A 24,723-nucleotide genomic window follows, 5' to 3' on the forward strand; every position below is an offset into this window, starting at 1 on the left:
CGCATCTCCTAAGGGTTGCCGAGGAGGCGGCGCGCCGCCTGGATGGTCCGGTCGTTGCGCTGGTCGACGATGCGGCCCTGATAGAGATTCCGGTCGGCCAGGCGCTGCTGCAGGGCGGCCCAGAAGCCGGCGCCCCACTTGTCCTCGCTGAGGTTCTGAATGATGTCGGTGGACTTCAATTCCAGGGCGCGGATCGTCATGTCCGCCGCCTTCCCGGGGGCGCGGGGGAAATTGGCGCCGCCGACATCGTAGAGGAAGGCCGCCGCCGCGGCCGCTGGCGCGAAGGACCGCTCCGCCACGAGGCGTTCGAGATACCGGCTCGCCAGGGCGGCGTCGGGTGCGGTGATCCGCTGCTTGTTGGTGTTGGCCGGGGACAGGAGGAGTGCATAGAGATACTGCGCCACCGATACGCCGCTCTCCGCCAGGGCGCGAAGCTTCCCCTCGGCGGCGGCGTCGGTGGTCGCGCTCTTGAAGAGCGCCATCATCTCGTCGGTGCTCGGCGCCGGCGCCGGTGCCGGTGCCGGGGGGCGCGCCTGGGGCGGCGGCTGGCCCGGATCGGCCGGCCGGCCCTGCGGAGCGGCGGCGGTGCCGGACAGGGCACGGATGGCCGCCTGGGTCTGGGGCGTCGCCGCCCCGTCGGTCGGCCCGGAATAGAAGCCGCGCCGGGCGAGATTGCGCTGGATCGCGGCCACGAGATCGGGGGGCTGGCGGCCGAGATCGTCGGTGAAGGTGCCTATGGCCAGCGGCAGCCTGGCCGCCACCGTGTCCATGTAGATGTCGGCGGCCTTCTGCGGGTCTTTCGGCACGCCGCTCTCCGCGTCGGCGTAGCAGCCGGCGATCCAGAAGAGTGTCGACCAGGAGTTCAGATAGTTGTTCCGGATCGCCACCGGGTTCGCCTGAAAGGCGAGCCCGTAGCGACAGCCGCGCTTCAGGTCGTACTGGCCGCGCCCGCGGTTGAGCAGGAGGTCGGTCATGCCCCGCTGGGCGCCCGGATAACCGAGATCGGCGGGCTTCTGATAATAGCTCAGGGCGGTGGCGGCATCGGCCTTGACGGGGTTCTTGACGTAGATCCCGGCCCATTCGGGATTGTAGAGGGCGCCCATGAACGAGCGGGCGGAGATGTCGCCGGCATCCGCCGCGGCCTTCAGCTTGTCGAAGGCGGCCTTGTCGCCATCCTTGCCGGCTTTGTCGAGGAGGTCGAGATAGGTCTTCTCGCTCTCCTTGCTGTCGGCCGGCTTGCCCCATTCCCCGGCGGGCTTCAGCACCGCGAGAGCCAGGCCGGCCGCGAGGGCGACCGCCACCTGTGGCAGGGCGAACCAGGCGAGACGGTAGCGCGCATCCGCGTACCAGAGCGCGGCGTGCGCGCCGAGCCGGTCGGTCCCGCTCACGACTTCGCCTTCATGTAGGCGCGCAGGGCCGTGATGACGGCGGGGTTGCGCTTGTTCTCGACGGGGAGCGTGTAGAAGCCGCGCGCCGTCAGCTCGGCCTGGAGGGCGCCCCAGAACGGGCCGCTCCAGCTGCCCGCCTCCTCGAACAACAGCCAGAAGGTGACCTGGTCGTCCTTGAGGTCGACGCCGCGCAGGGCGAGGGCGGCCGCCTTCTTCGGATCCTTGGCGACGTTGCCCCAGCCTTGATCGTAGATCGAGGCGGCCTCACCCGCCGCCATGACGTTGCCGGCGGCCGCGGCGCGCTCGTAATAGGCGACGGCGACCTGCGCATCCGGCGCGAAGACCTGTCCCTTGTTCCGCACCGGATTGTACAGGCGCGCATAGGCGATCTGCGCGTCCGCGTCGCCGGAATCGGCCCGGGCCTTGAGCTGCGCCATCTTCCCCCGGTCTCCGGCCATGGCGGCCCCCGCCAGGGCCGTGACTTCCGGGTCCGGCCCGCTCGGTGCCACCTTGCGCGGCTCGGGCCTCGGGGCCGCGACGGTGTTCTTGATCCCGGCCTCCACCTGGAGGGCCGTGACGATGGCGGGATTGGCGCGCCCGTCCACGAGGCCGATATAGCGCCCGGACTTGGCGAGATGGCGCTGGATCCCCGCCACCAGGGCCGGGCTCTGCATGCCGAGATTGTTGACGAAGGCGTCGATGGTCGGCTGGTGCTTGCGCCACAGCACCGCGGTCACCAGCTCGCCCGCCCGGACGGGATCCTGCGGCAGGCCGCTCTCGGGCTCGACATAGCATTTGGCGAGCTTGATGGTGACGCGCTCCTCGCCGGTAATCGTCCGGTTGAGCGTCTCCGGGTCGTCCATCCAGGTCTGGGCGAGGCGGCAGCCGCGCTTGAGGTCGCCATTGGGGTTGGCGGGGTCGAGGAGCACGTCGGCCAGGCGCGTGATCGCCAGGAGGTCGCCCGCCGCGGCGCCGGGAGCATAGAGGGCGGCGGCCCGGGAGAAGTCGTTGGGCGACGGCTTCTTCGGGAAATAGGCGGCGGTCAGCGGGTCGTAGAGCGTGCCGAGTTTGGTCGCGGCGTCGATCTGGTTGCGCGTGGCCGCGGCGGTGAGTTCCTGGAACGCCTTGAGGTCGCCCTCCTTGCCGGCCCGGTCGCGCAAGGTCGTCAGTTCGGCCACCCGCGCCTTCGAGACCGTGGCCGGCTGTCCCCATTCCCCCTGCGCGGCCAGGGACAGGCACAGCCCCGCCAGCCCCAGCGTCACCACCTGCGGCAGGCCGAACCAGGCCAGGCGGTAGCGGGCATCGCCGTACCATAGGGCCGCGTGTGCGCGCAGCCACTCGTCTCGCGCGTTGCTCATGGTCTCGATGGGCTCCGGGCCGTTTCGTTCGCCTGGGCGAAGCGTCGGATCGCGGCGATGACCGCGTCGTTGCGGCGGTTCTCGACCGGGTTGGTGTAGATGCCGCGCGCGGCGAGCGCTCGCTGGAGCGCTCCCCAGAAGGCGGGGCTCCAGGTCGCGCCGAAGACCGGGTCCGTCAGAAAGAGTTGGTAGCCCGGATCGAGCTCGAGCTGGCGAAGGATGAGGGAGGCCGCCCGGTCCGGGTCCTTCTCCAGGGCGCCCGCGCCCTTGTCGTAGAGACCCGCCGCCTGGGCGGCGGCGTCGCGGGCGCCGGCCGCTGCCGCCCGCTCGAAATTGGCGGCGGACCGCCGGGCGTCCGGCGCGAAGACCTCGCCTTTGTTGAGGAACGGGCTGTAGAGGTAGCCGAGGGTCGCCAGCGCGGTGGCATCCCCCCGGTCGGCGATGGCCTGGACCCGCGCCAGGGCGGCGAGATCCCGGGTCGCCGCCTGGGCGAGGCTGCGGAACTCCTCCGCCGTCAGGCCGGTGCCGGTCTCGGCACGGCGCTCCGGGGCGGGATCCGGCAGGAACGGGCGCAGGCCCGCCTCCCGTTCCAGCGCCGCGATCGTCTCGGGGTGGACGAGCCCGTCCACCGGACCGGTGTAGCGGCCGATGGTCCGCGCCGCCATCGCCTCCTGCAGCGCGCGGATCAGCGCGGGCTTGTGCAGGCCGAGGCCGCGCACATAGGTGCGGATCGACGGTTCGTATTTCAGCCGGAGGGTGTCGACGATGAGGTCGCCGGCCCGCCGCGGATCCTGGGGAATGCCGCTCTCGGCATCGACGAGGCAGCGGGCGAGCTTCTCGGCCAGGCGCTCCTCCCCGCGAAGCATGTCCCGCGTCGTCGCCGGATGGTCGAGCCAGGCCTTGGCCAGGCGGCATCCCCGTCTCCGGTCGTCCTCGGAACCGGCTTCCTCGAGCAGCAGGTCGGCGAGGCGTGCCATGGCCACGAGGTCTCCGGCCTCGCTGCCGGCGCGGTAGAGCTCGGTTGCGCGCGCACGATCGCTCGGCACGGCCTTGCGCGGGAATTTTCCGGCGACGAGGGGATCGTAGAGGGTCGCCAGCCGGGTCTGAGCGTCGATCTCCCCCGCCTTGGCTCCGGCCGCGAGCTGGCTCAGCGCGGCGGCGTCGCCCTCCCCGCCCGCGCGGTCGCGCAGGATTTCGAGTTCGGCGGCGCGCTGCCGGGACCCGGTGGCGGGGCGACCCCATTCGCCCTGCGCCACGAGGGCGAAGAGCAGGTTGGCGAGCAGAACGGTGCCGGCCTGCGGCAGGGCGAGCCAGGCCAGCCTGTACCAGGGATCCTCGTACCACAGGCTGCCATGGACGGCCGCGCGCGGGGTCATCGTGCCGGATCTCATGCGCTCACGACGCCGTGGCGGAGGGCGCCGCGCCCCCGATGGCGCGCTCGACGTCGACGAGTTCGAACTGGCCGTGATCGCCCAGGGGATCGGCCGAGAGCCGCAGGGCCTGGGCCTCGCGCAGGCGCTCGAGGAGCGTGCGCATCTCGCGCGCGTTCGCCCAGTCGCGGCCTTGCGCGCGCCGCTCGATCCACGGGAGCAGCAGGGTCTCGAACCGGGCCGGCAGCCGGAACGATTGCCGGGTCGCCATCAGGCGCAGGATCTCGAGGAGGTCGTAGGGATCGTAGGCCGGGAACTCGATCGTCTTGGTGAAGCGGCCGGCAAGCCCCGGATTGGTGTCGATGAACCGGCTCATGTCCTCGGTGTAGCCGGCGACGATGACGATGATCCGGTCGCGGTTGTCCTCCATGAACTTCAGCAGGGTGTCGATCGCCTCCTTGCCGAAATCGCTGCCGCCACCGCCGCCGCCTGCGGCCAGCGTGTAGGCCTCGTCGATGAACAGGATGCCGTCGAGGGCCTCCTTGCAGCGCTCCAGGGTCCGCGCCGCGGTCTGCCCGACATAGCCCGCCACCAGCCCGGCGCGGTCGACCTCCACCACGTGGCCCTTCCGCAGGACGCCCAAAGCCTTGAAGATGTCGCCCATGATGCGCGCCACCTCGGTCTTGCCGACGCCGGGAGGACCGGTGAACACCATGTGCTGGCTCACCGCGCCGACCTCGATGCCCTCCGCGCGCCGCTTGGCATCCACCAGGACCCGCGCCACCACGGTCTTCACCTGCTGCTTGACCGGGGCGAGCCCGATCATCGCCTCAAGGCGGCCGATGACCCTGCGCGCCTCCTCCATGTCGATCGCGCCGGCGCCCTGGCTGCCGAGGGCGGCGGCGATGTCCGAGGGCTCGAACCGGTTGATGTCGCCGCCGGGATGGGCGGAGAGCCGCATCGCCTGGGCCTGGCGGGCCTTCTCCAGCACCGTGCGCATCTCGCGGGCATTGGCCCAATCCTCGGCGCGGGAGCGGGCGCTCACATAGGGGAGCAGCTCCTTCTGGAAGCCCTCCGGCAGGACGAAGCCCTGGTTGGCCGCCATGCGCTGCAGGATCTCGGCGAGTTCCGGCGGGCTGTAGGGCGGAAACTCGATGGTCTTGGTGAAGCGGCTGGCGAGCCCCGGATTGGTGTCGATGAACCGGCGCATGTCGTTGGTGTAGCCGGCCACGATGACGATGATCCGGTCGCGGTTGTCCTCCATGAACTTCAGCAGGGTGTCGTTGGTGTAGCCGGCCACGATGACGATGATCCGGTCGCGGTTGTCCTCCATGAACTTCAGCAGGGTGTCGATCGCCTCCTTGCCGAAATCGCCGCCGCCGGCCCCGCCGGGTGCCAGCGCGTAGGCCTCGTCGATGAACAGGATGCCGTCGAGGGCCTCCTTGCAGCGCTCCAGGGTCTTGATCGCGGTCTGGCCGGCATAGCCCGCTACCAGCCCGGCCCGGTCGACCTCGACGAGGTGTCCCTTGCGCAGTACCTTCAGCGCCTTGAAGACGCTGCCGAGCACCCGCGCCACCTCAGTCTTGCCGACGCCGGGGGGACCGGTGAAGACCATGTGCTGGCTCATGGCCGCCACGGGCAGGTTCTGGGCGCGGCGCTGCTGCTCCACCTGCATCCGGGCGATGACGCCCTTCACCTCCGCCTTCACCGGCGCGAGGCCGACCATGCCGTCCAGGGTCGCGAGCGCCGTGGCGAGGAGGTCCTTCTTCTCCACCGCCGCGCCGTCATCCTCGAACTGGATCGGACGGATCTTCCGGTTCGCCCTCTCCTGATCCATCGCGCGCCGCATGCCGGCGATCCGCGCCGGAATGTAGGTGGCGGCGAGCAGGCCGCCGACGATTCCCCCCAGGATCAGAACGTTGCGCAGCAGGGCCGAGGGTGTCGCCGCCAGGGGGGCGAGCACGTCCGGCCGCAGGGCGACCACCAGGGCGGTCGCGCCGAGCACGATGGCCAGGAAGAGGGCGGCGGGATGCTTGTCGAGGCGTTCCATGGATGTGACGTGCCTTGATGCGGGTCGGGCGCGGTGCGTGTCGCGGTCCGGAATGGGCGCTGGCCCTCAGGCGTCCTCGCCGATCGCGAAGAGCAGGTCGACGATCTCCAGGCGGCGCATGTCGCCGCCCTCCAGGGCGACGCGGGCGGCCTGCGCCTCGCGGGCCTTTTCCAGGAGGGTGCGCATCTCGCGGGCGTTCGACCAGTCGTCGGAGCGGGAACGCTGGGCGAGCCATGGGGTCAGCGCCGCCTCGAATCCCTCTGGCAGCGCGAATTGCTGGCGGGCGGCCATGCGCCGGAGGATCTCGCACAGCTCCTTCGGCTTGTAGGGCGGGAACTCGATGGTCTTGGTGAAGCGCCCGGCGAGACCCGGATTGGTGTCGATGAACCGGCGCATGTCGTTGGTGTAGCCGGCCACGATGACGATGATCCGGTCGCGGTTGTCCTCCATGAACTTCAGCAGGGTGNCCCGGATTGGTGTCGATGAACCGGCGCATGTCGTTGGTGTAGCCGGCCACGATGACGATGATCCGGTCGCGGTTGTCCTCCATGAACTTCAGCAGGGTGTCGATCGCCTCCTTGCCGAAATCGCCGCCGGCCCCGCCCGCGAGGGTGTAGGCCTCGTCGATGAAGAGCACCCCGTCGAGGGCCTCCTGGCACTTCTCCAGGGTCTTGGCGGCGGTCTGCCCGACATAGCCCGCCACCAGCCCGGCGCGGTCGACCTCCACGAGATGGCCCCGGCGCAGGACGTTCAGGGCGCGGAAGATCTCGCCGATCGCCCGGGCGACCTCGGTCTTGCCGACGCCGGGAGGGCCGGTGAAGATCATGTGCTGGCTGATCGCCGAGACAGGGAGGCCTTCCGCGCGGCGGCGCTGCTCCAGTTCGAGCCGGGCGATGAGGGCGTTGACCTCGCGCTTGACCGGCGCGAGGCCGACCATGCCCTCGAGCGTGGCGATGACCTCTTCCGGCGACCGCGCCTCGACGATGCGGCGCGGGGCGAAGAGCAGGCGCGGCAGGCTCAAGCCCCCGGCCGGTTGCCCCAGGCCCGCCTCGGCCCGCCGCGCGGCCGTGGCCGTCACCACGAGGCCGAGGGCGGCGAACAGGGCGGCGGCCGACCCGATGGCGGCTTGCCAGCGCAATTCGCTTCCGGCGGCGTTCCACCATGCCACCGGCCCGTACTCCGTGCTCATCAGCAAAGGCGTCAGGATCGCGACGAGAAGTCCCGAGATGACGAACGGGATGATGGCGGATTTCGACATCGGTCAGCCTCCGCAGGGCTTGCTGGTGTTCCAGATGACGGGGATCCGCTGGACGCCGCCCGTCGTGTCGATCTTCAGGCCCGGCGTCAGCTCGAAGAAGACGTCCTTGGCCGCGCCCTCGACGACGATCTCTCCCTTGCCGACCTCGTAGGGGGCGGGGAACGGGACCGCGATGTTGATCGGCCCCTCGGCGACGTTGAAGGCCGGCGAGAGGTAGTTGCCCGCCCGGATACGCACCACGCCGCCGGCATTCGCCGTCATCTTCGACAGGCGCATGTTGCCGAGGGGCGCGGTGCAGGCCTTGGCCTGACTGACGAGCTTCTCCTTCTCCTCCGGCACCAGGGTCTCGGCGGCCTTGTCGATCTCGCTCGTCTTGACGAGGTTCAGGGCCGGCCGCTCCACGGTCCCGGCCGTCTCCCCGCCGCCGCTCAGGAGCAGGAAACCCGCGATGGCGCCCGCCGCCACGACGCCGCCCGCGAGGGCGATGACGCTCGGAGAGAGGGCTGGCTTCGACGGGCCCGGTCCGGACGGGGCGGCCTTGCTCTCGGCGCCCTTAACCTGAGCCTGCGTCTGGTGCTCAGTATTCGACATTGATCCGGCCCTTTATCTTGACTGACTCAACCTATTCGCTGCTTTTTGTTGGATTTCGTCTTTCGCACGAACATCGCTCATCGCATGAATTAAAATTATTCTAAAAATTCTCGGCGAAGATGCGTTCGTTATTCGTTCGAGCTTCTATGCACCCGCCAAAAACCGGTCTACTAGTACACATGACCTATGGCCTTGGCCTTGACCCCTCCTGCCCCTTGCCTGGCACTAGAGCGCTCTCCGCCGAAGTGGATGCCGGTTCGGCGAAAAAGAGCGCGGCACAACAAAGGTCTAGAGATGTGCCCCGACCCAACGTGGTCGGGCGCAGCTCTAGGCAGCCAATCCGGTCGCATGGGGGCTAAGTCCGATCTTGTGATCGGGAGTGGAGTGAGTGGAACGGTGAAAGAGACGATCATCGTCGCCGATGGCCATCCGCTGTTCCGCGCGGGGATGGTGCACATCGCCGAACGGCTCTACCCGGAAGCGCTCGTGCAGGAGGCCGCCACGCTGGAACAGGTTCTGGCGCTGTCGCGCGCGGGGCCGCCGCCGGAAATCGTCTTCCTCGACCCCGTGTTTTCCGGCCTCGATCCCCATCGCGCCATCGGTGCGCTGCGCCAGGAGCTTCCGAGGGCCTCGATCGTCGTCGTCTCGATGATCGAGGACGACGCCGTGATCCGCGCGGTCATGGCCGAGGGCGCCGACGGATTCATCCGCAAATCCCTGCCCGCGAAGGAGATCGCGCGGGCGATCTCGGCGATCCGCAATGGCGAATTCGTGATCCGGCGCGACCTCGCCTCGGGCCTCTCCGCGCCGCGCTCTCCCCTGCCGGCCCTGACGCAGCGCCAGCGCGACGTCCTGCGCCTCGTGGCCATGGGGCACACCAACAAGGAGATCGCCCGCGAACTGGACATCTCCCCGTTCACGGTCCGGGTCCATGTCTCGGCGCTCCTGCGGGCCCTCGACGTCACCTCCCGTTCCGCGGCTGCGGCGAAGGCGGCCGATGCCGGGGTGTGCGGGTGACCGGCCCCGGTCCCGGCCATCGTACATCTGTCCCGGTGTCGGACCGGCGGCGCCCGTGGCATTGCTCGGCCCCATGAGGCGATCGAAGGGCATGAAGCGATTGAAGGGGCTGTGCGGGCGTTCGGCCCGCGTGAGCGCGCCGGCGCTGCTGGCTCTGGCGGCCTCGGCCATCGGTGGTGTCTCCCCCGCCGCGGCCGATCCGGACCTCGTCGGGCCGCCCGAGGAGACGGTGCTGGCGGCGATCTGCGGGAATCCGGCGCGCACGGAGACCGGGACCTGCCGGATGAAGGACGGCCGCCCGGCGGCGTTCTGGTACGGGGCGATGATCCCCGCCGCCACCGGGACCTGGTTCACGGGCTTCGCGACGATGCCGGCGCCGGGTGAGGACGCGGACACGCCCAACCGGCGGACCGTCGCGGCGGCGACCTTCGCGTTCGAGGATTCGCGCTGGCGCCTCAAGGGTGTGCAGACCGAGATCGGGCGCATCGGCACCGGCAACCGCAACGGGGACGCTCCGCAGGTGGACGAGGGTCTCGGGGCGGTGACCAGGGCCGTGAACCGGGTGCGCCTGGTGATGGGCCTGCGCCTCACCTCGTATGGAGCGGCGGGCGCGCGCAGCTTCTCGTTTCTCCTGCTGCAATTCAGCAAGGTGCCGCTGCGCTGGAGCGTGGCGGGGGAGGTCCCCGCCGGGTCCGACGAGACCGCCGCCTGCGATACCGATGACGGCGAGCCCTGCCGGATGGGCAAGAGCGAGGGCCGGCTCGAGATCCTGCCGGAGGAGTCGTTCAAGCCCCTCGCATGGCCTCCCGTCCGGGTCACCCTCACGGGCACGGTCCGTGGCGAGGACGGAAAGGTCCGTCCCGCGACGGACCGGGATGCCAGGACCTTCGCGTTCGACGAGGCGAAGGGCGCCTATCGCTGAGGTCGGGCGCCATCCTCATCCCGGACCGCGCCCGTCGTCGCGCGGCGCGGCGCGATCAGCTGATCGAAGATCACACGCTTGCCCGTTGTCCTGTAGCGCACGCCCATCGCCCGGCGGCCGATGTTCAGGGCCTTGCCGGCCTCCACGAGCGCCATCAGCGTCTGCGGCAAGGCTGCGGCCGCCGTCATCACCCAGGCCACATCGGCGCCGTCGGGCCGGTCGAGGGGTGGCGGCTTGCCCGTCCGGGCGAAGTCGCGGGCCTCCGCGTGGCTGTAGAGATGCCATCCGAGATAGCCGACGACCCGCCTGTCGTCGAAGGCGAAGAGCGCATGGCCGCGGCGGATCTGGTCGTCCACGGTCTGGGTCAGGTCGCCGAAGCGGAAGCCGGAGAAGGGCGCGCGGCGGGCGAGGAAGTGAAGGGCGATCCCCAGCGTCGCATAGGAAGGGTCCAGGGCACGGATCGTCACAGCCATGAATGTGCTCCTCGTCTTGCGCGCGCGAACGCGGTGCGGGTCAGGGTCTTGCGCAGGTCAGGGTCTTGCGCGGGTCATGGTCTTCGGCTCATGGGGCCGCCGTCCCGGGCACGTGGGCGCGGAGGAAGGCCGTCACCTCCCCCGGATCGGGCAAGCCGTCGAGGATTCCGGCGCGGGTCACCATGAGGGCGCCGCAGGCCGCCGCCATCCGGCAACTCGCATCCCAGGGCCTGCCCGCCACGAGCCCGGCCGCGAGGCCGGCGGTGAAGGCGTCGCCGGCACCCATCGTGTCGATGGCGGCCACCGGATAGGCCGGCTGATCGAGGATCGTCGTACCGCCGAGGACGATCCTCGCCCCGGCCGCGCCGAAGGTGATCGCCAGCGCCTCGACGCCGCGCTCGTACAGCACCCGCCCGAGCTCCTCCGCCGCCGCGCGCAGAGTCCCGGTGCCGGCCTGTCCGGGGCACAAGGATCCGAAAAGGGCCTCCGCCTCGGTCTCGTTCACCACGAGGATCGTGGTGGAGGCCAGAATTTCCGCCAAGGTCTCCGGCCTCGTCATCCGGAACGGCGACGGGTTGAGCAGGGTCGGGACGCCGGCGGCGCGGGCGATCGCGAAGGCTTCGGCGATGGGGCCGTCGCCGATCTCGAACTGCGCGAGCACCATCGCGGCGGAGGCGATGCGCGCCGTTGCCGCCCGCACGGTCTCCCGCGACAGGAGCAGGTTGGCACCGGGATGGACCGCGAGGCAGTTCTCGCCATCGGCTCCGACGAAGCCGACGCCGATGCCGGTAGGGCCGGGATGGACCCGGATCATCGAGGCCGGCAGGCCCATCCGCACGAGTGCCGGCTCGGCCAGTGCCGCGAGATGGTCGGTGCCGACCGGGATCAGGCCGTCCACCTCCACGCCGAGGCGGCTGAGGCCGGCGGCGACGTTGAACCCCTTGCCGCCCGCCTCCCAGACGACGGCGGAGGCCAGTAGCGATTCGCCGGGACGGGGAAGCCGGTCGACCCGGAACGTGCCCGCCGTGACGAAACTGCCGAGCACGAAGGCGCTTCCCATGTGGCCAGTCCCTCGCAAGGTCATATAAGGGAGGGAGTGTGACGCGCGCCCTGCCCGCCCTTCTTACGATGCCGCCGCATTGACCAGAACACAAAGCGTTTTCGCGAGCCTCCGCATCCAGAACGACACGGCTCTCCCGATGTATCGGCAACTGGAGCACCAGTTCCGGGCCATGATCACGGATGGTCTTCTTGCCGCCGGAGCCACCCTGCCCGCCGAGCGAAAGCTGGCCCTCGACCTCGGCATCAGCCGGAAGACCGTCCAGCAATGTTACGATGCCCTGCGCCAGCAGCGGCTGGTGAGCGCGCATGGCCGCAACGGCTACATCGTCGAGGACGGCTTCCGCCGCATCAAGCCCGGCATGGAGCGTCTCAAGGGCTTCACCGAGGAGATGCAGGAACTGGGGCGCGTCCCCTCCACCCGCATCCTCGAACGGGCGGTGGGCGAGGACCGCTCCATCGCCTCGATCTTCGGCCTCTCCTCCACGGCCCGCTTCCTCCGGCTCGTGCGCGTCCGTCTCGGCGACGGCATCCCCCTGTCGGTGGAGAAGGCCTGGTACGATGTCGGCATCGCGCCCGGCCTCGCCGAGGCGGACCTGTCGGGCTCCATCTATGCCCGCCTCCTGGAATGCGGCGCGCCTCTCGTCGATTGCGAGCAGACCATCGAGGCGGCCTCTCCCGAGCCGCAGGAATGCGCGGTCTTCGGCTTTTCCGAACCGCTTCCCTGCCTGCTCATCAAGCGCCGTTCCTACGGCGCCGATGGCCGTATGATCGAGTATGTCGAAGGGCTCTTTCGCGGCGATTCCTACGCCTACCGCCTGCGCCTGCGGGCATAGGGCCTGATCCCGCGCGATCGGTACCCGCTCCCCGACAAGACGATCCGACGCCGACATCTCGACGCGTCGCCACGGTTGCGCTGTCCGTGAGGATGTCGCGGCGGCGGCGTTTCGACGACGGCCCGCCATTGCGGGAGCTGTGCCGGCATTTTCTGGTTTTGGTACCATCGAAGGATACCATTTTTTGAAGCTTGCCATCGAATACTATCGCGATCACTATTTTGGTTCTGTTTTGGTAGCATCCATTACTTCTGCATGGTAGCGCTTGAGTCGGTCGGACGGACCGATTCGAGGGCGATGCTTCCAGGGCATCCACGCAAAGTTCTTCCTCTCGCGAGCCGTTGGATCGGCGCGCGGGCTCGGGGACTCATGGGAGAAATCGGGCGATGTGCATCCTGTGCAGCGATGAGCCGGGCTACGTGTCCCGGCATTGGATGTCCGGGCCGTCGGCGGGGAGCGCCTCGCTCGCGGCGGTGGCGGTCTCCGCCCCTCCCCCCGGCGATCTCGCCAGGGTCATCGACCAGCTCACCACCTCGTGGACCGTCGCCGCCGGCCAGCCGGCCGAGAACGACGCCCGGACCTGGGCGGGGACGCAGTTGACCTACGCGATTCCCTCGACCTCGCCGCCGAGCAGTAATGCGAGCGAAGCGACCGGGTTCAGGGTCATGACCACGCTGATGGTCGACCGGGCCCGCGAAGCCTTCGAGCTCTGGGACGACCTGATCGCCATCGACCTCGTGGAGACCACGTCCGCGACCAATCACGACATCAGCTTCGCCTATACCTCCGTCACCCGGGGGGGCGGAACCTATGCCTCACCGACCGTGACCCAGGGGAATAACGGCGTCGACACGATCACCAAGCAGCGGGTCTGGATGAATTCGAGTTGGACGAGTCACGATACCGATGCCGATATGTTCTATGGCGGCTACGGGGTCCAGACCTACGTCCACGAGATCGGCCACACCCTCGGCCTCTCGCATCCCGGCAAGTACAATGCCGGGTCCGGTGGGTCGATCACGTATGACGGCAACGCCGAATACGCGCAGGACACGCGGAAATACACCGTCATGTCCTATTTCGACGCAAGTGAGGACGGGACCGGCGTCGATCATGTCGGCCGCAGTTTCAACGTGACCTACGGCGCGACGCCGCTCCTCGACGACATCGCGGCGATCCAGGCCAAGTACGGGGCCGATCCCAACACCCGGGTGGGCAACACGACCTACGGGTTCAACGCCAATGCGGGCCGCGGGGCCTTCGATTTCACCCTGAACACCGACCCCGTCATCGCGATCTACGATGCGGGGGGATACGACACCCTGGACGTGTCGGGATTCACCACGAACCAGTTGATCGATCTCGGCGCGGGCACCTTCTCCGACATCGGCAGCATGACCGACAACGTCGCCATCGCCCGGAACACGGTGATCGAGGCGGCGGTCGGCGGGTCGGGCAACGACACGATCTACGGCAATGCCAGCGGAAACACCCTGACGGGGAACGGGGGGAACGACCGGATCTACGGCTTCGGCGGTAGCGATTCCCTCTCCGGGGGCGCCGGCAACGATGTCCTCGATGGCGGGGCCGGGTTCGACTATGCCAGCTATGCCGGTTCGACGGCGGCCGTCACGATGGACCTGTCGGTCGGCAAGGTGCTCGGCGGCTACGCCAACGGCGATACGATCACGGGGATCGAGGGCGTCTACGGGTCGGCCTACGCCGATACGCTCAGCGGCGCATCCACGACATCGAGCCTGTACGGCGGCGGCGGCGACGACAGGCTGCGGGGCCTGGGGGCGAACGACATCCTCTATGGCGAGGCCGGCAACGATACCCTGGTGGGGGGCGCCGGGGCGGATATCGTGTTCGGCGGCGACGGGTTCGACATCGCGGGGTTCGACGGCAGCGCCGGCGTCACAGTGAACCTGACCACCGGAAACCATGCCGGCGACGCCGCCGGTGACCTGTTCTCCTCGATCGAACGCTATACCGGCAGTAACTTCGACGACACCTTCGTCGGCGCGGCCTCGGCCGACGATTTCCTGGGCCGCGGCGGCAACGACAGCCTCTCCGGCAACGGCGGCGCGGACAAGCTGGAGGGCGGCGCGGGTGCGGACAGGATCGACGGCGGCGACGGGATCGACACGGCGAGCTATGCGGGGTCGAGCGCCGGCGTCTATATCGACCTGTCCCTCGGCAAGGTGCTCTACGGCGATGCCAACGACGACACCCTCGTCAGCATCGAGAACCTGGAAGGCTCGGGCTACGACGACAACCTCGTCGGTAACGCCGCCGCCAATACGCTGAGCGGCCTGGCCGGAGACGACACCCTCGCCGGCGGCGAAGGGGCCGATTTCCTCGGGGGCGGCGACGGCAACGATATCCTGACGGGCGGGGCCGGGGCCGATTACATGACGGCCGGCGACGGTGTCGACTGGGCCTATTACAGCGACTCGAGTGCGGGCGTGACCGTGGACATCAGCGCCGGCAAGGTCGCCGGCATCGGCGGCAGCGCCGAGGGCGACGCCCTGGTGGATTTCGAGAACATCCTCGGCTCGGCCTTCGACGACAAGCTCTCCGGCAACGGCTTGGCCAACATCCTCAGCGGCGCCGCCGGGAACGACGCGCTCTACGGCTATGACGGCGACGATACCCTGCTGGGCGGCGCGGGCGCGGACAGGCTCGATGGCGGTGCCGGCTTCGACACCTTGGATTACGGCGCCTCCGCCGCCGGTGTGTCGGTCAACCTCTCCACCGGGGCCGTGAGCGGCGGCGACGCGGCGGGGGATGTCCTCGTCGGGATCGAGCGGGTGGCGGGATCGCGCTTCGCCGATACCCTGGTCGGGACGCTCAGGGTCGATCTCCTCGACGGGCGGGCCGGGGCCGACAGCCTGCAGGGGCTCGGCGGCGACGATGTGTATGTCGTCGACGACAGCGGCGATCTCGTCTTCGAGGTCGCGGGGGGCGGGGCCGATACGGTGCTCGCCGCCGTGAGCTACCGGCTCGCCGCCGGCCAATCCATCGAGACCCTGCGGACGATCCTCGACACCGSCACMRYCGCCATCGACCTCACCGGCAACGACCTGGTCAACAAGCTGGTGGGCAATGACGGGGCCAACCTCCTCGACGGCGGCGCCGGGGCCGACAGCCTGTACGGGCGGGACGGGGACGACACGTTCATCGTCTCGGCGGCGACCGACAAGGTCTTCGAGGCGCTCGGCGACGGGATCGACACGGTGAGGGCCGCCGTGAGCTACGCGCTGGCCGCCGGCCAGTCCATCGAGACCCTGCGGACGATCCTCGACACCGCCACAACCGCCATCGACCTCACCGGCAACGAMCTSGTCAACAAGCTSGTGGGCAATGACGGGGCCAACGTTCTCGACGGCGGCGCCGGGGCCGATAGCCTGTACGGGCGGGACGGGGACGACACGTTCATCGTCTCGGCGGCGACCGACAAAGTTTTCGAAGCGCTCAACGACGGTGCCGACACGGTGAGGGCGGCGGTCGATTACGTGCTCGCCGCCGGCCAATCCATCGAGACCTTGCGGACGGTGCGGGATGCCGGCACCGCCGCCATCGACCTGACGGGCAACGAATTCGCCAACAAGATCCTCGGCAACGACGGGTTCAACATCCTGTCCGGCGGCGATGGGGCCGATCTGCTTTATGGCAGAGGGGGCGCCGATACCTTCGTCTTCGACCGGCTCGGCGACAGCACCGTGTCCGGCGCCGGACGGGATACGCTCAAGGATTTCAGCACGTCCCAGGGGGACCGGATCGACCTTCACCTCATCGATGCGGTCGCCGGCGGCGTGGTGAACCAGGCCTTCCGGTTCATTGAGGACGATGCGTTCACGATGAGGGCGGGCGAGCTTCGCTCCATCGTCTCAGGAAGCAATACCCTGGTGAGCGGTGATGTGAATGGCGATGCGAAGGCCGATTTCGCCATTCTCCTGAGCGGCACCTTTGCCCTCCAGACGGCGGATTTCATCCTGTAGCGTCGACCTGACGAGCCGTTGAAGATGCGTGATGCGTCGAGGAAACGGCCTATGATTCGTGTGATCGGAAGGATGTCGAGGAGAGGTTTTCCCTCGTCGTGATGATTCGGAGGGCTGGCATGGCGAACCATTACTGCCTGGATCCTTTGGATCCCCATGAGGGATCGGAGGTGTTCGTTGTCTTCGAAGGTCGGTATCCCGATATGCGCCTGCTATCGGTCATCAACCGGGATCACGATGATATCCTCTCCGATCTGGTCGAGGAGCAGAGGCGCGACCTGATCCGCGAGATCGGGGCCTTCTATCGCCCGCCGCCGACCGTCAGGACGGCGACGGCGTAGCGCGCGCAGCGCTGTCCCGACCCGATGCGTCGGTCGACCACGGACTTTCGTCCGCGCCGGAAGGCCCGAGCGCGGGGAGGCGCTGGCGTGCCGATGCGAACCCGGTTAGTTTCCTCTCCTGGACCTGGCCGCTACGGTCTTCACACATCTCGCGGGATGCGCCGCCCTGCCCTCCTCCCCCTTGTGGGGAGGAGTTGGAGGTGGGGGTGGTTGGGCGACCCTCAGCTTGCGGAGGCTGGCGGAGCCACCCCCACTCCTAACCTCTCCCCACAGGGGGGAGAGGGACGCGCTCTGCCTGGATGTGTGAATCCAGTGGCCCCACCGGGAGAGTGGAGACCGAATGCGCGTCATCGACCGTATCGTGGGCAGCAGGCTCGATCCCGAGATCGCACACCGCCTGCATCATCTCGATCACCACCATGCCGTCGACATCCTGGCCATCGACAGCGCCGACATGGCCCGGCGGCGTTTGCGGGCGACGACACAGGGCGGCGAGGACATCGCCATCGCCCTGCCCCGCGAGGAAACCCTGTTCGACGGTGCCGTCCTGATCCTCGACACGGACCGCGCCCTGGTGGTGCGGGTCGGGGCGGAACGCTGGCTTCGGCTGGCGCCTGCGGACAAGGCCGCCGCCCTCGAACTCGGCTACCACGCGGGCAACCTGCATTGGCGCGTGCGCTTCGACGGCGAAGACCTGCTCGTGGCCCTCGAAGGCCCGCCGGAGGATTATCTGGCGCGGCTCGGCGATCTGACGGCGTCCCGCCGCGTGGTCCATGGTGTCGACGGGCGGAACGAGGCCGCCTGATGCTGCAGCGGCTCATCGCCCTCCAGCAGGCGGATTCGGCCTTTCCCAGCGGCAGCTTCGCCTTCTCGAACGGGATCGAGGGGCTCGCGGCGCTCCCGGACGGTCTCGGCGGGGCGGAACTCGGCCATGCGGTCGAGGTCATCCTGCGTCATCGCTGGGCCGGCAGCGACCGGGTCGCCCTGGTTCTGGCCCATCGCGCGCAAGGGGATCTCGCCCGCCTCGCCCGGATCGACGCCGCCGTGGAGGCGGCCTGCCTGGCGGAACCGATGCGTACGGGCAGCCGACGCAACGGCGGGGCGCTGCTCGCCGCCCATACCCGCATCGGGACGCCGGGAGCCGAAGGCTTGCGCATGGCGGTGCGCGACGGCCCGCTTCTCGGCCACCTTGCGGTGATGCAGGGCGCCCTGTGGCGCTCCCTCGGCCTCGACGAGACCACGGTCACCGAGATCGCCGGCTACCAATGTGCGGCGGCCCTCGTCACCGCCGCCGTGAGGCTCGGGCGGGTCGGCGCCATCGAGGCGCAGCGCATCCTCTCCGCCCTGATGCCGGTGCTGGCGGAGATCGCGGCCCGGCCTGTGCAAGGGGGCGAAGAGGACGACACCGACCACGCCGACATCATGCTCGTCGCCTTCACGCCGCTCATCGAGATCGCCACCATGCGTCACGCCCGCGCCGATCTGCGCCTGTTCGCGAATTGAAACCGCCGCCGGACGGTGAAACCCGGTTCCGGGAACGGACGAGGCCGTAGGGACCACCAATGCTGCTGACACCGACCGAACTCGAACGGCTGACCATCTTCACGGCGGCGGAACTGGCGCGAAAGCGCCGCGCGCGCGGCCTCAAGCTCAACTACCCGGAGGCCGTCGCCATCATCTCCGACGAGATCCTGGAGGGGGCGCGCGACGGGCGCAGCGTCGCCGACCTGATCGGGTGGGGCTCGACCATCCTCACCACCGGGGACGTCATGCCCGGCATCGCCGCCATGCTGCCGATCCTGCAGGTCGAGGGCGTGTTCCCCGACGGGACCAAGCTCGTCACCGTGCACGAGCCTATCCGGCCCGCCGAGGGGGCGCCGGCCGATACGCTGGAGCCCGGCGCGATCCTGCCCGCCGAGGGGGAGATCGAGCTCGCGGCGGGGCGCCCGCGCACCACCATCGAGGTGGTCAATACCGGCGACCGGCCGGTGCAGATCGGATCGCATTACCACTTCTTCGAGGTCAATCGCGCCCTCGATTTCGACCGCGAGGCGGCTCTGGGCCTGCGCCTCGACATCCCGGCCGGCACGGCGGTGCGGTTCGAGCCGGGCCAGCGCAAGACCGTGACCCTCGTGGGATTCGGCGGCGAGCGCCGGCTCACCGGCCTGAACGACCTGACCCGGGGGACGATCGACACGCCGGCGGACCGCGCCGCCGCCCTGGCGCGGGCCAAAGCCGGCGGCTTCAAGGGTGCCTAGAAGTCCGGGCGCGTCAGACCGGACGACGATGAGGAGACCTCATCGTCGTCCGCCCGCGCGACGGCGCGGCGGCGGGCGTCCGCCGAACGCACTGATTCCGGCCATCGGCCGGGATCAGTGCCGCTTGGTATGAAGGATATCATCATGGTGACGATCCCCCGCCGCGACTACGCCGCCCTCTACGGTCCCACCACGGGGGACGGCGTGCGCCTCGCCGACACCTCCCTCGTCGCCGTCGTCGAGAAGGATTACGCCGTCTACGGCGACGAATGCCTGCATGGCGGCGGCAAGACCCTGCGCGACGGGATCGGCATGGCGCCGGGCGTCACCTCGGCCGAGGGCGCCCTCGATTTCCTGCTCTGCAACGTCCTCGTCATCGATCCGGTGCTCGGCATCGTGAAGGGCGATCTCGGTATCCGCCACGGCAAGATCGTCGGCATCGGCAAGGCCGGCAACCCGGCGATCATGGACGGGGTCGATCCCCGGCTCATCGTGTCCGCCGGCACCACGGTGCGCGATTGCGAGGGGCTGATCGCGACGCCGGGCGCCATCGACGTCCACGTGCATTTCGATTCCGCCGCCCTGCCCGATCACGCCATCGCGTCGGGCATCACGACGCTGCTCGGCGGGTCGCTCGGGCCGATCACCGTGGGCATCGATTCCGGGGGGCCGTTCAACACGGGCAAGATGCTCCAGGCGGCCGAGCAGTGGCCGGTGAATTTCGGGTTCCTCGGCCGTGGCAACACCCACGAGCCGGCAGCCCTCAAGGAGCAGTTGGAGACCGGTGTGCTCGGCCTGAAGATCCACGAGGATTGGGGGGCGATGCCCTCGGCCATCGATGCCTGCCTGGGATTCGCCGACGAGCACGACTTCCAGGTCCAGCTCCACACCGACACGCTCAACGAATCCGGCTTCGTCGAGGACACGCTCGCCGCCATCGGCGGCCGGGTGATCCACATGTATCACACGGAAGGGGCCGGCGGCGGGCACGCGCCGGACATCATCCGCGTCGCCGGCCTGCCCCATTGCCTGCCTTCGTCGACGAACCCGACCAATCCCTACACGGTGAACACGTTCGACGAGCACCTCGACATGACGATGGTGTGCCACCACCTCAACCCGGCCCTGCCGGAGGACGTGGCCTTCGCCGAGAGCCGCATCCGCGCCCAGACCATCGCCGCCGAGGACGTGCTGCACGATATCGGCGCGATCTCGATGCTCGGCTCCGACAGCCAGGGCATGGGCCGCATCCACGAGGTGATCTGCCGGACCTGGCAGCTCGCCTCCAAGATGAAGGACCAGCGCGGCAGCCTGCCCGAGGACCGGGCCGGCTTCGGCGACAATGCCCGGATCAAGCGCTACATCGCCAAATACACCATCAACGCCGCGCGCACCTTCGGCATCGCCGAGCACATCGGCTCCCTCGAAGAGGGCAAGATGGCCGACATCGTCCTGTGGCGGCCCGCCTTCTTCGGCATCAAGCCGGAACTCGTCATCAAGGGCGGCTTCATCGCCTGGGGCGCCATGGGCGATTCCGCCGCCTCGCTGATGACCTGCGAACCGATGCTGCTGCGCCCGCAATGGGGCGCGTTCGGCCTCGCCAAGCAGGGGCTCTCGGCCTGTTTCGTCCATCCGCTGGCGATCGAGCGGGGCCTGCGCGACGAACTCGGCCTGCGCAAGGCGCTGCTGCCGGCCCACGGCACCCGGACGCTCAGCAAGGCCGACATGCTCTGGAACGACGCCTGCCCCGATATCCGCGTCGACCCCCAGACCTTCGACGTCTTCGTCGACGGGACCATCGCCACCTGCGAACCGGCCAAGGTCCTCCCCCTCGCCCAACGCTACATGCTACGATGATGCCCGACACCGCGATGATCCTCACTCCCTCCCCGTCCCGCGCCAGCGCCGCGCGGATCGGCATCGGCGGACCGGTCGGCTCGGGGAAGACGGCGCTGATCGAGCGTCTGATCCCGGTCCTGGCGGGGCGCGGCGTCGATCTGGCCATCGTCACCAACGACCTCGTCACCAAGGAGGACGCGGAGCGCTTGCGCCGGTCCGGGCTGATCGACCCGGCCCGGGTCTCGGCGGTGGAGGCCGGCGCCTGTCCGCACACGGTGATCCGCGAGGACCCGACCCTCAACATCGCGGCGGGCGACGCCCTGGAGGCGGCCTTTCCCGGCCTCGACCTCCTCATCTTCGAATCCGGCGGCGACAACCTCGCCTCCACCTTCTCCCTCGATCTGGTGGATTGGTGGATCTTCGTCATCGACGTGGCGGGGGGCGACGACATCCCGAGGAAGCGCGGCCCCGGCGTGCTGCGCTGCGACCTTCTCGTGGTGAACAAGACCGACCTCGCCCCCCATGTGGGCATCGACCTCCCCGCCATGCTCGCCGAGGCCACCGCCGTGCGCGGCGGCAAGGCGATGATCGCCACCAATGCCCGCTCGGGCGACGGGATCGAGGCCGTGGCGGATGCGATCTGCCGCGCCGTGCTCTTCGCGCCTTGAGTGACGTGGGAGAGGAGGTCCGGGGCATCTCGCCGGAGGGAGCGGGCCGCTCGCGCCATTCTCAGGCGCGCCTCGTCTTCGTGCGCGGCGGCGGCACCACGGTGCTGTCGCGGCAGGTCGTGCCCTATCCGTTCCACATCACGCGGCCGTTCCGGATGTATCCGGACCATCCCGACATCGCGACGCTGTATCTCCAATCGGCCTCCGGCGGGCTCTACCGGGCCGACCGCCTGGGCCTCGACATCACGGCGAGGCCCGGAAGCCGGGCCCATGTCACCACGCAATCGGCCACCGTCGTGCATGACACCGGCGCCTTCGCGGCACGCCAGGACACGCGTCTGGCCATCGCCGGCGACGCGGGCCTGGCGCTGCATCCCGATCCGATGATCCTGTTTCCCGGCGCCGCGCTCGATCTCGACACCCGCATCGTCGTCGGCCCGGATGCGCGCGCCATCGTCAGCGAAGGCTTCGCCAGCCACGATCCCACCGGCATGGGCCGGCCGTTCGCCCGGATCGGGCTGTCCCTGCGGATCGAGACCGAGGAGGGACGCATCCTCGTCAACGAGCGCTCGACGCTCGACGGCGCGAGTCTCGCCGGCCCCGCCTCCCCCCTCGGCACGTATGCGGCCTATGGCTCGATGGCGATCCTCGGGGGCGTCGAGGGCCATCCCGACATCGCCGCGCTGCAGGGCGCCGCCGATGCGGTGGGGTGCCTGTGCGGAGCGAGCCCGCTGCCGAACGCCGCCGGACTGGCCGTGCGGGTCCTCGCGCCCAGCGGGGGCGCCCTGTCGACGGCGATGGATGCGGTCTTCGCGGTCGCCTTCGCGGCGCTGTTCGGTGTCGCCCCCGCGCGCCGTCGCAAGTGAGGACGGGACCGGATCTGCGCCTGCCCAGCAATGATGCAGCGTGCAGCCAATTTGCCCTTTAAGAAACGAATTTTCTTCCCGACAGTGGGCCTCACACGAGTTGGAGTGATCCGGCTCCGGGGAACAACCGTGGATGGACAGGGGTGTGTCCTCCACAATGACGAGTGGGGAATGAACCGATGGCGTCAAAAGACGAAGGCACCGCTCATCTTCGGCTTCGTCGCCGGTTGCTGCTCGGTCTGGCAGCCGCACCCTTCGTCGCCGCCACGAGAAGTTCGTCCGTCCTTGCGGCCGATGCCGTGAACACCACGGGCCTCGCCGTCACCGACAGCGAGGTGACCGTCGGCATCCTCCACTCCGTCACCGGCACCATGGCGATCTCCGAGACCGGCGCCACGCAGGCCGAGAAGCTCGCTTTCGATGAGATCAACGCCGCCGGCGGCATCCTCGGCCGCAAGATCAAGGTGATCCAGGAGGACGGCGCCTCCGACTGGCCGACCTTCGCCGAAAAGGCCAAGAAGCTCCTCGTCAACGACCATTGCGCGGCGATCTTCGGCTGCTTCACCTCGGCCTCGCGCAAGGCGGCCCTGCCGGTGATCGAGCAGTATAACGGCCTCCTGTACTACCCGACTTTCTACGAGGGATTGGAGCAGTCCAAGAACGTCATCTATACCGGCCAGGAGGCGACGCAGCAGATCCTCGCCAGTCTCGATTGGGTCAACAAGGAGAAGGGCGGCGACACGTTCTTCTTCATCGGTTCGGATTACATCTGGCCGCGCACCTCGAACAAGATCGCCCGCAAGCATATCGAGAGCGTGCTCAAGGGCAAAGTCGTCGGCGAGGAGTATTTCCCCTTCGGTCACACTCAGTTCAACTCGGTAATCAACAAGATCAAGCTCACCAAGCCGAAGGTGATCTTCGTCACCGTGGTCGGCGGCTCGAACGTGGCGTTCTACAAGCAGCTCAAGGCCTCCGGCATCGACCTGTCGAAACAGATCCTGCTCACCCTCTCCGTCACGGAGGACGAGGTCGAGGGCATCGGCGGCGACAACATCGCGGGCGCCTATTCCTGCATGAAGTACTTCCAGTCCATCGAGAACGAGAACAACAAGGCCTTCGTCGCCGCCTTCCACAAGATGTGGGGCGAGAAGACCGTCATCGGCGACGTGACCCAGGCCGCCTATCTCGGCCCGTTCCTATGGAAGATGGCCTGCGAGAAGGCCGGTTCCTTCGATGTGGACAAGGTCGTCGCGGCCTCTCCGGGCCTGGAATTCAAGGCCGCGCCGGAAGGCTACGTGCGCGTCGATCCCAATCACCACCTCTGGTCCAAGACCCGCGTCGGCAAGGCCAAGGCCGATGGCCAGTTCGAGATCGTCTATACGAGCCCGGAGCTGATCAAGCCGGACCCCTTCCCCAAAGGGTATCAATAGGCCCGAACGAGGGCGGTCCTTCACGAGAGGGTCGTGCCGCCCGGACATTGGCCTGGACGTGCTGCTCGTTGGATCGAGCGGCATCGCTCGGTGCGCGGAGCCGGCCTGCCGGCGGGGTCCTACAATCGCAGGGCGCTCTTCAAATGACCGAGTTCGGTTCCGACGGCCTTCGTCACATGCTCACCGAGCGCGGCGAGTTGGCCCATCTCCTTGGCGACGACGCCGAATCCGGCCCCGGCCTCGGCGGAGCGCGCCGCTTCGATCCGGGCGTTCAGCGAGAGCATCTTCAGGGATCGCAGCATCTCGATCATCCGATCCGAGGCCTGGCCGATCGCATCCAGCGCAGTCTGACCGGACTGGATTCGATCCGCCAGGTCGTTGGCGCGACCGAAGTCGATGACGATGCCGTCGAGATAGGCGATCTCGCCCGAGGCATCGGCGCGGCCACCGCCGGTTTCGAGCACGTGTTTCCACGTGCCGCCGGCCGTCTTGACCCGGTAGCTGATCTGCCAGCGCGAACTCGCGCTCAGGGCGGCCCCAACGGCCGCATCGACCGCAGGCAGGTCGTCCGCATGGATCAGGCTCGAGAAGCTCGTCCCGTTCCTCAAAAACGAGGCGACGTCGTATCCCAGCAATCTCTCGAAGCCATCCGATAGATAGGTCATATTGTAATCGGCATTGTTGAGGCCGCTATACATAAAGCCATCTATTCTGCTCGATAAATTCTGCAGGAAGGCATCGGCATCGAGCATTTCTTCAACCGATCCCTGACGTGTTTCGCGTTCCCGTTGTTCGTCGTGCAAGCATGGTTCAGGCCATTCCGAGGTCTGGAATCTTGCGCATCGTCCCCATGGGCGCGACCGCATCACGGTTCAGGCGGCGTCGTTCGATCGTCGAGGGTCGCCCGGAATCCTGAAGACATGCAATCGCATCGCTCACGGGGCGCAAGCGGCCTTCGACCCGACGCCCGTCCGATATCAGGTCATCGGTTCTCG

General features: G+C 68.7%; 21 protein-coding genes and 1 pseudogene. 12 read left to right on the forward strand and 10 right to left on the reverse strand.

Annotation, left to right across the window (positions count from 1 at the left end):
* Positions 1-8: 8 nt before the first annotated feature.
* The 7 genes and pseudogenes from ASF08_RS05090 to ASF08_RS05115 all read right to left on the reverse strand — a co-directional run bounded on the left by ASF08_RS05090 (position 9) and on the right by ASF08_RS05115 (position 8,015).
* Positions 9-1,388 (reverse strand): peptidoglycan-binding protein, encoded by a 1,380-nt coding sequence (locus tag ASF08_RS05090; RefSeq protein ID WP_056142179.1) that lies wholly within the window; start codon positions 1,386-1,388, stop codon positions 9-11.
* Positions 1,385-2,746, reverse strand: a complete 1,362-nt coding sequence (locus tag ASF08_RS05095; RefSeq protein WP_056142183.1) for a hypothetical protein — start codon at positions 2,744-2,746, stop codon at positions 1,385-1,387. The genes ASF08_RS05090 and ASF08_RS05095 overlap by 4 nt, the downstream gene beginning before the upstream one ends.
* Positions 2,743-4,122 (reverse strand): hypothetical protein, encoded by a 1,380-nt coding sequence (locus ASF08_RS05100; protein WP_056142184.1) that lies wholly within the window; start codon positions 4,120-4,122, stop codon positions 2,743-2,745. The genes ASF08_RS05095 and ASF08_RS05100 overlap by 4 nt, the downstream gene beginning before the upstream one ends.
* Before the next feature lie 19 nt (positions 4,123-4,141).
* Positions 4,142-6,166 (reverse strand): AAA family ATPase, encoded by a 2,025-nt coding sequence (locus ASF08_RS05105; protein WP_056142187.1) that lies wholly within the window; start codon positions 6,164-6,166, stop codon positions 4,142-4,144.
* Positions 6,167-6,232: 66 nt separating this feature from the next.
* The gene (locus ASF08_RS26105) at positions 6,233-6,616 is read right to left on the reverse strand and encodes a hypothetical protein (protein WP_338011742.1); all 384 of its coding nucleotides are present in this window, start codon (positions 6,614-6,616) and stop codon (positions 6,233-6,235) included.
* Between the two features lie 17 nt (positions 6,617-6,633).
* A pseudogene (locus ASF08_RS26110) lies at positions 6,634-7,424 on the reverse strand (AAA family ATPase); the annotation flags it as partial.
* Positions 7,425-7,427: 3 nt separating this feature from the next.
* Positions 7,428-8,015, reverse strand: coding sequence for a hypothetical protein (locus tag ASF08_RS05115; RefSeq protein WP_018043946.1), 588 nt, complete (start codon positions 8,013-8,015; stop codon positions 7,428-7,430).
* A gap of 348 nt (positions 8,016-8,363) precedes the next feature.
* Here ASF08_RS05115 and ASF08_RS05120 point away from each other — a divergent pair, with 348 nt between their 5' ends.
* Both ASF08_RS05120 and ASF08_RS05125 read left to right on the forward strand, forming a co-directional pair.
* Positions 8,364-9,032, forward strand: a complete 669-nt coding sequence (locus ASF08_RS05120; protein ID WP_187273511.1) for a LuxR C-terminal-related transcriptional regulator — start codon at positions 8,364-8,366, stop codon at positions 9,030-9,032.
* Between the two features lie 91 nt (positions 9,033-9,123).
* Positions 9,124-9,954: a hypothetical protein gene (locus tag ASF08_RS05125; protein WP_056142194.1), complete on the forward strand. Its 831-nt coding sequence runs from the start codon at positions 9,124-9,126 to the stop codon at positions 9,952-9,954.
* On the opposite strand, the gene ASF08_RS05130 is transcribed toward ASF08_RS05125, so the two are convergent.
* Positions 9,945-10,427: a hypothetical protein gene (locus ASF08_RS05130; protein WP_056142196.1), complete on the reverse strand. Its 483-nt coding sequence runs from the start codon at positions 10,425-10,427 to the stop codon at positions 9,945-9,947. The two genes, ASF08_RS05125 and ASF08_RS05130, sit on opposite strands and share 10 nt — an antisense overlap.
* 88 nt (positions 10,428-10,515) lie before the next feature.
* On the reverse strand, positions 10,516-11,487 hold the full coding sequence (locus tag ASF08_RS05135; RefSeq protein ID WP_200931830.1) for a PfkB family carbohydrate kinase: 972 nt from the start codon (positions 11,485-11,487) through the stop codon (positions 10,516-10,518).
* Positions 11,488-11,626: 139 nt separating this feature from the next.
* On the opposite strand from ASF08_RS05135, the gene ASF08_RS05140 reads away from it, so the two are divergent.
* From ASF08_RS05140 to urtA, 10 genes are all read left to right on the forward strand, one after another.
* Positions 11,627-12,322 carry a GntR family transcriptional regulator gene (locus ASF08_RS05140; protein ID WP_018043951.1) on the forward strand — a complete coding sequence of 232 codons (696 nt, stop codon included), beginning with the start codon at positions 11,627-11,629 and terminating at the stop codon, positions 12,320-12,322.
* A gap of 386 nt (positions 12,323-12,708) precedes the next feature.
* Positions 12,709-16,326, forward strand: coding sequence for a M10 family metallopeptidase C-terminal domain-containing protein (locus tag ASF08_RS25970; protein WP_056142202.1), 3,618 nt, complete (start codon positions 12,709-12,711; stop codon positions 16,324-16,326).
* 170 nt (positions 16,327-16,496) lie between these two features.
* The gene (locus tag ASF08_RS05150) at positions 16,497-16,667 is read left to right on the forward strand and encodes a hypothetical protein (RefSeq protein WP_244474460.1); all 171 of its coding nucleotides are present in this window, start codon (positions 16,497-16,499) and stop codon (positions 16,665-16,667) included.
* 340 nt (positions 16,668-17,007) lie between these two features.
* Positions 17,008-17,472, forward strand: a complete 465-nt coding sequence (ureE, locus tag ASF08_RS05155; protein WP_056142209.1) for an urease accessory protein UreE — start codon at positions 17,008-17,010, stop codon at positions 17,470-17,472.
* Positions 17,472-18,170, forward strand: a complete 699-nt coding sequence (locus tag ASF08_RS05160; protein ID WP_056142211.1) for an urease accessory protein UreF — start codon at positions 17,472-17,474, stop codon at positions 18,168-18,170. Before ureE ends, ASF08_RS05160 begins: the two co-directional genes overlap by 1 nt.
* A 59-nt stretch (positions 18,171-18,229) precedes the next feature.
* Positions 18,230-18,925 carry an urease subunit beta gene (locus tag ASF08_RS05165; protein ID WP_056142213.1) on the forward strand — a complete coding sequence of 232 codons (696 nt, stop codon included), beginning with the start codon at positions 18,230-18,232 and terminating at the stop codon, positions 18,923-18,925.
* Between the two features lie 144 nt (positions 18,926-19,069).
* Positions 19,070-20,782 (forward strand): urease subunit alpha, encoded by a 1,713-nt coding sequence (gene ureC / locus ASF08_RS05170; protein ID WP_056142508.1) that lies wholly within the window; start codon positions 19,070-19,072, stop codon positions 20,780-20,782.
* A gap of 14 nt (positions 20,783-20,796) precedes the next feature.
* Positions 20,797-21,432, forward strand: a complete 636-nt coding sequence (gene ureG, locus ASF08_RS05175) for an urease accessory protein UreG (protein WP_056142512.1) — start codon at positions 20,797-20,799, stop codon at positions 21,430-21,432.
* 5 nt (positions 21,433-21,437) lie between these two features.
* Positions 21,438-22,298: an urease accessory protein UreD gene (locus ASF08_RS05180; RefSeq protein WP_056142215.1), complete on the forward strand. Its 861-nt coding sequence runs from the start codon at positions 21,438-21,440 to the stop codon at positions 22,296-22,298.
* 179 nt (positions 22,299-22,477) lie between these two features.
* On the forward strand, positions 22,478-23,728 hold the full coding sequence (urtA, locus tag ASF08_RS05185) for an urea ABC transporter substrate-binding protein (protein WP_056142219.1): 1,251 nt from the start codon (positions 22,478-22,480) through the stop codon (positions 23,726-23,728).
* A gap of 119 nt (positions 23,729-23,847) precedes the next feature.
* On the opposite strand, the gene ASF08_RS25975 is transcribed toward urtA, so the two are convergent.
* Positions 23,848-24,594 carry a methyl-accepting chemotaxis protein gene (locus ASF08_RS25975; protein WP_200931833.1) on the reverse strand — a complete coding sequence of 249 codons (747 nt, stop codon included), beginning with the start codon at positions 24,592-24,594 and terminating at the stop codon, positions 23,848-23,850.
* Positions 24,595-24,723 lie beyond the last annotated feature (129 nt).

The sequence above is a fragment of the Methylobacterium sp. Leaf85 genome (assembly GCF_001422125.1).
In the GTDB taxonomy this organism is placed as follows: Bacteria; Pseudomonadota; Alphaproteobacteria; order Rhizobiales; family Beijerinckiaceae; genus Methylobacterium; species Methylobacterium bullatum.

Coding starts and splice junctions, on each gene's coding strand:
- ASF08_RS05095 (WP_056142183.1), bottom strand. CDS start 2,746: ATGAGCAACGCGCGAGACGAGTGGCTGCGCGCACACGCGGCCCTATGG.
- ASF08_RS05100 (WP_056142184.1), bottom strand. CDS start 4,122: ATGACCCCGCGCGCGGCCGTCCATGGCAGCCTGTGGTACGAGGATCCC.
- ASF08_RS05105 (WP_056142187.1), bottom strand. CDS start 6,166: ATGGAACGCCTCGACAAGCATCCCGCCGCCCTCTTCCTGGCCATCGTG.
- ASF08_RS26105 (WP_338011742.1), bottom strand. CDS start 6,616: ATGGAGGACAACCGCGACCGGATCATCGTCATCGTGGCCGGCTACACC.
- ASF08_RS05115 (WP_018043946.1), bottom strand. CDS start 8,015: ATGTCGAATACTGAGCACCAGACGCAGGCTCAGGTTAAGGGCGCCGAG.
- ASF08_RS05120 (WP_187273511.1), top strand. CDS start 8,364: ATGGGGGCTAAGTCCGATCTTGTGATCGGGAGTGGAGTGAGTGGAACG.
- ASF08_RS05125 (WP_056142194.1), top strand. CDS start 9,124: ATGAAGCGATTGAAGGGGCTGTGCGGGCGTTCGGCCCGCGTGAGCGCG.
- ASF08_RS05130 (WP_056142196.1), bottom strand. CDS start 10,427: ATGGCTGTGACGATCCGTGCCCTGGACCCTTCCTATGCGACGCTGGGG.
- ASF08_RS05135 (WP_200931830.1), bottom strand. CDS start 11,487: ATGGGAAGCGCCTTCGTGCTCGGCAGTTTCGTCACGGCGGGCACGTTC.
- ASF08_RS05140 (WP_018043951.1), top strand. CDS start 11,627: ATGTATCGGCAACTGGAGCACCAGTTCCGGGCCATGATCACGGATGGT.
- ureE (WP_056142209.1), top strand. CDS start 17,008: ATGCGCGTCATCGACCGTATCGTGGGCAGCAGGCTCGATCCCGAGATC.
- ASF08_RS05160 (WP_056142211.1), top strand. CDS start 17,472: ATGCTGCAGCGGCTCATCGCCCTCCAGCAGGCGGATTCGGCCTTTCCC.
- ASF08_RS05165 (WP_056142213.1), top strand. CDS start 18,230: ATGCTGCTGACACCGACCGAACTCGAACGGCTGACCATCTTCACGGCG.
- ureC (WP_056142508.1), top strand. CDS start 19,070: ATGGTGACGATCCCCCGCCGCGACTACGCCGCCCTCTACGGTCCCACC.
- ureG (WP_056142512.1), top strand. CDS start 20,797: ATGATCCTCACTCCCTCCCCGTCCCGCGCCAGCGCCGCGCGGATCGGC.
- urtA (WP_056142219.1), top strand. CDS start 22,478: ATGGCGTCAAAAGACGAAGGCACCGCTCATCTTCGGCTTCGTCGCCGG.
- ASF08_RS25975 (WP_200931833.1), bottom strand. CDS start 24,594: ATGCGGTCGCGCCCATGGGGACGATGCGCAAGATTCCAGACCTCGGAA.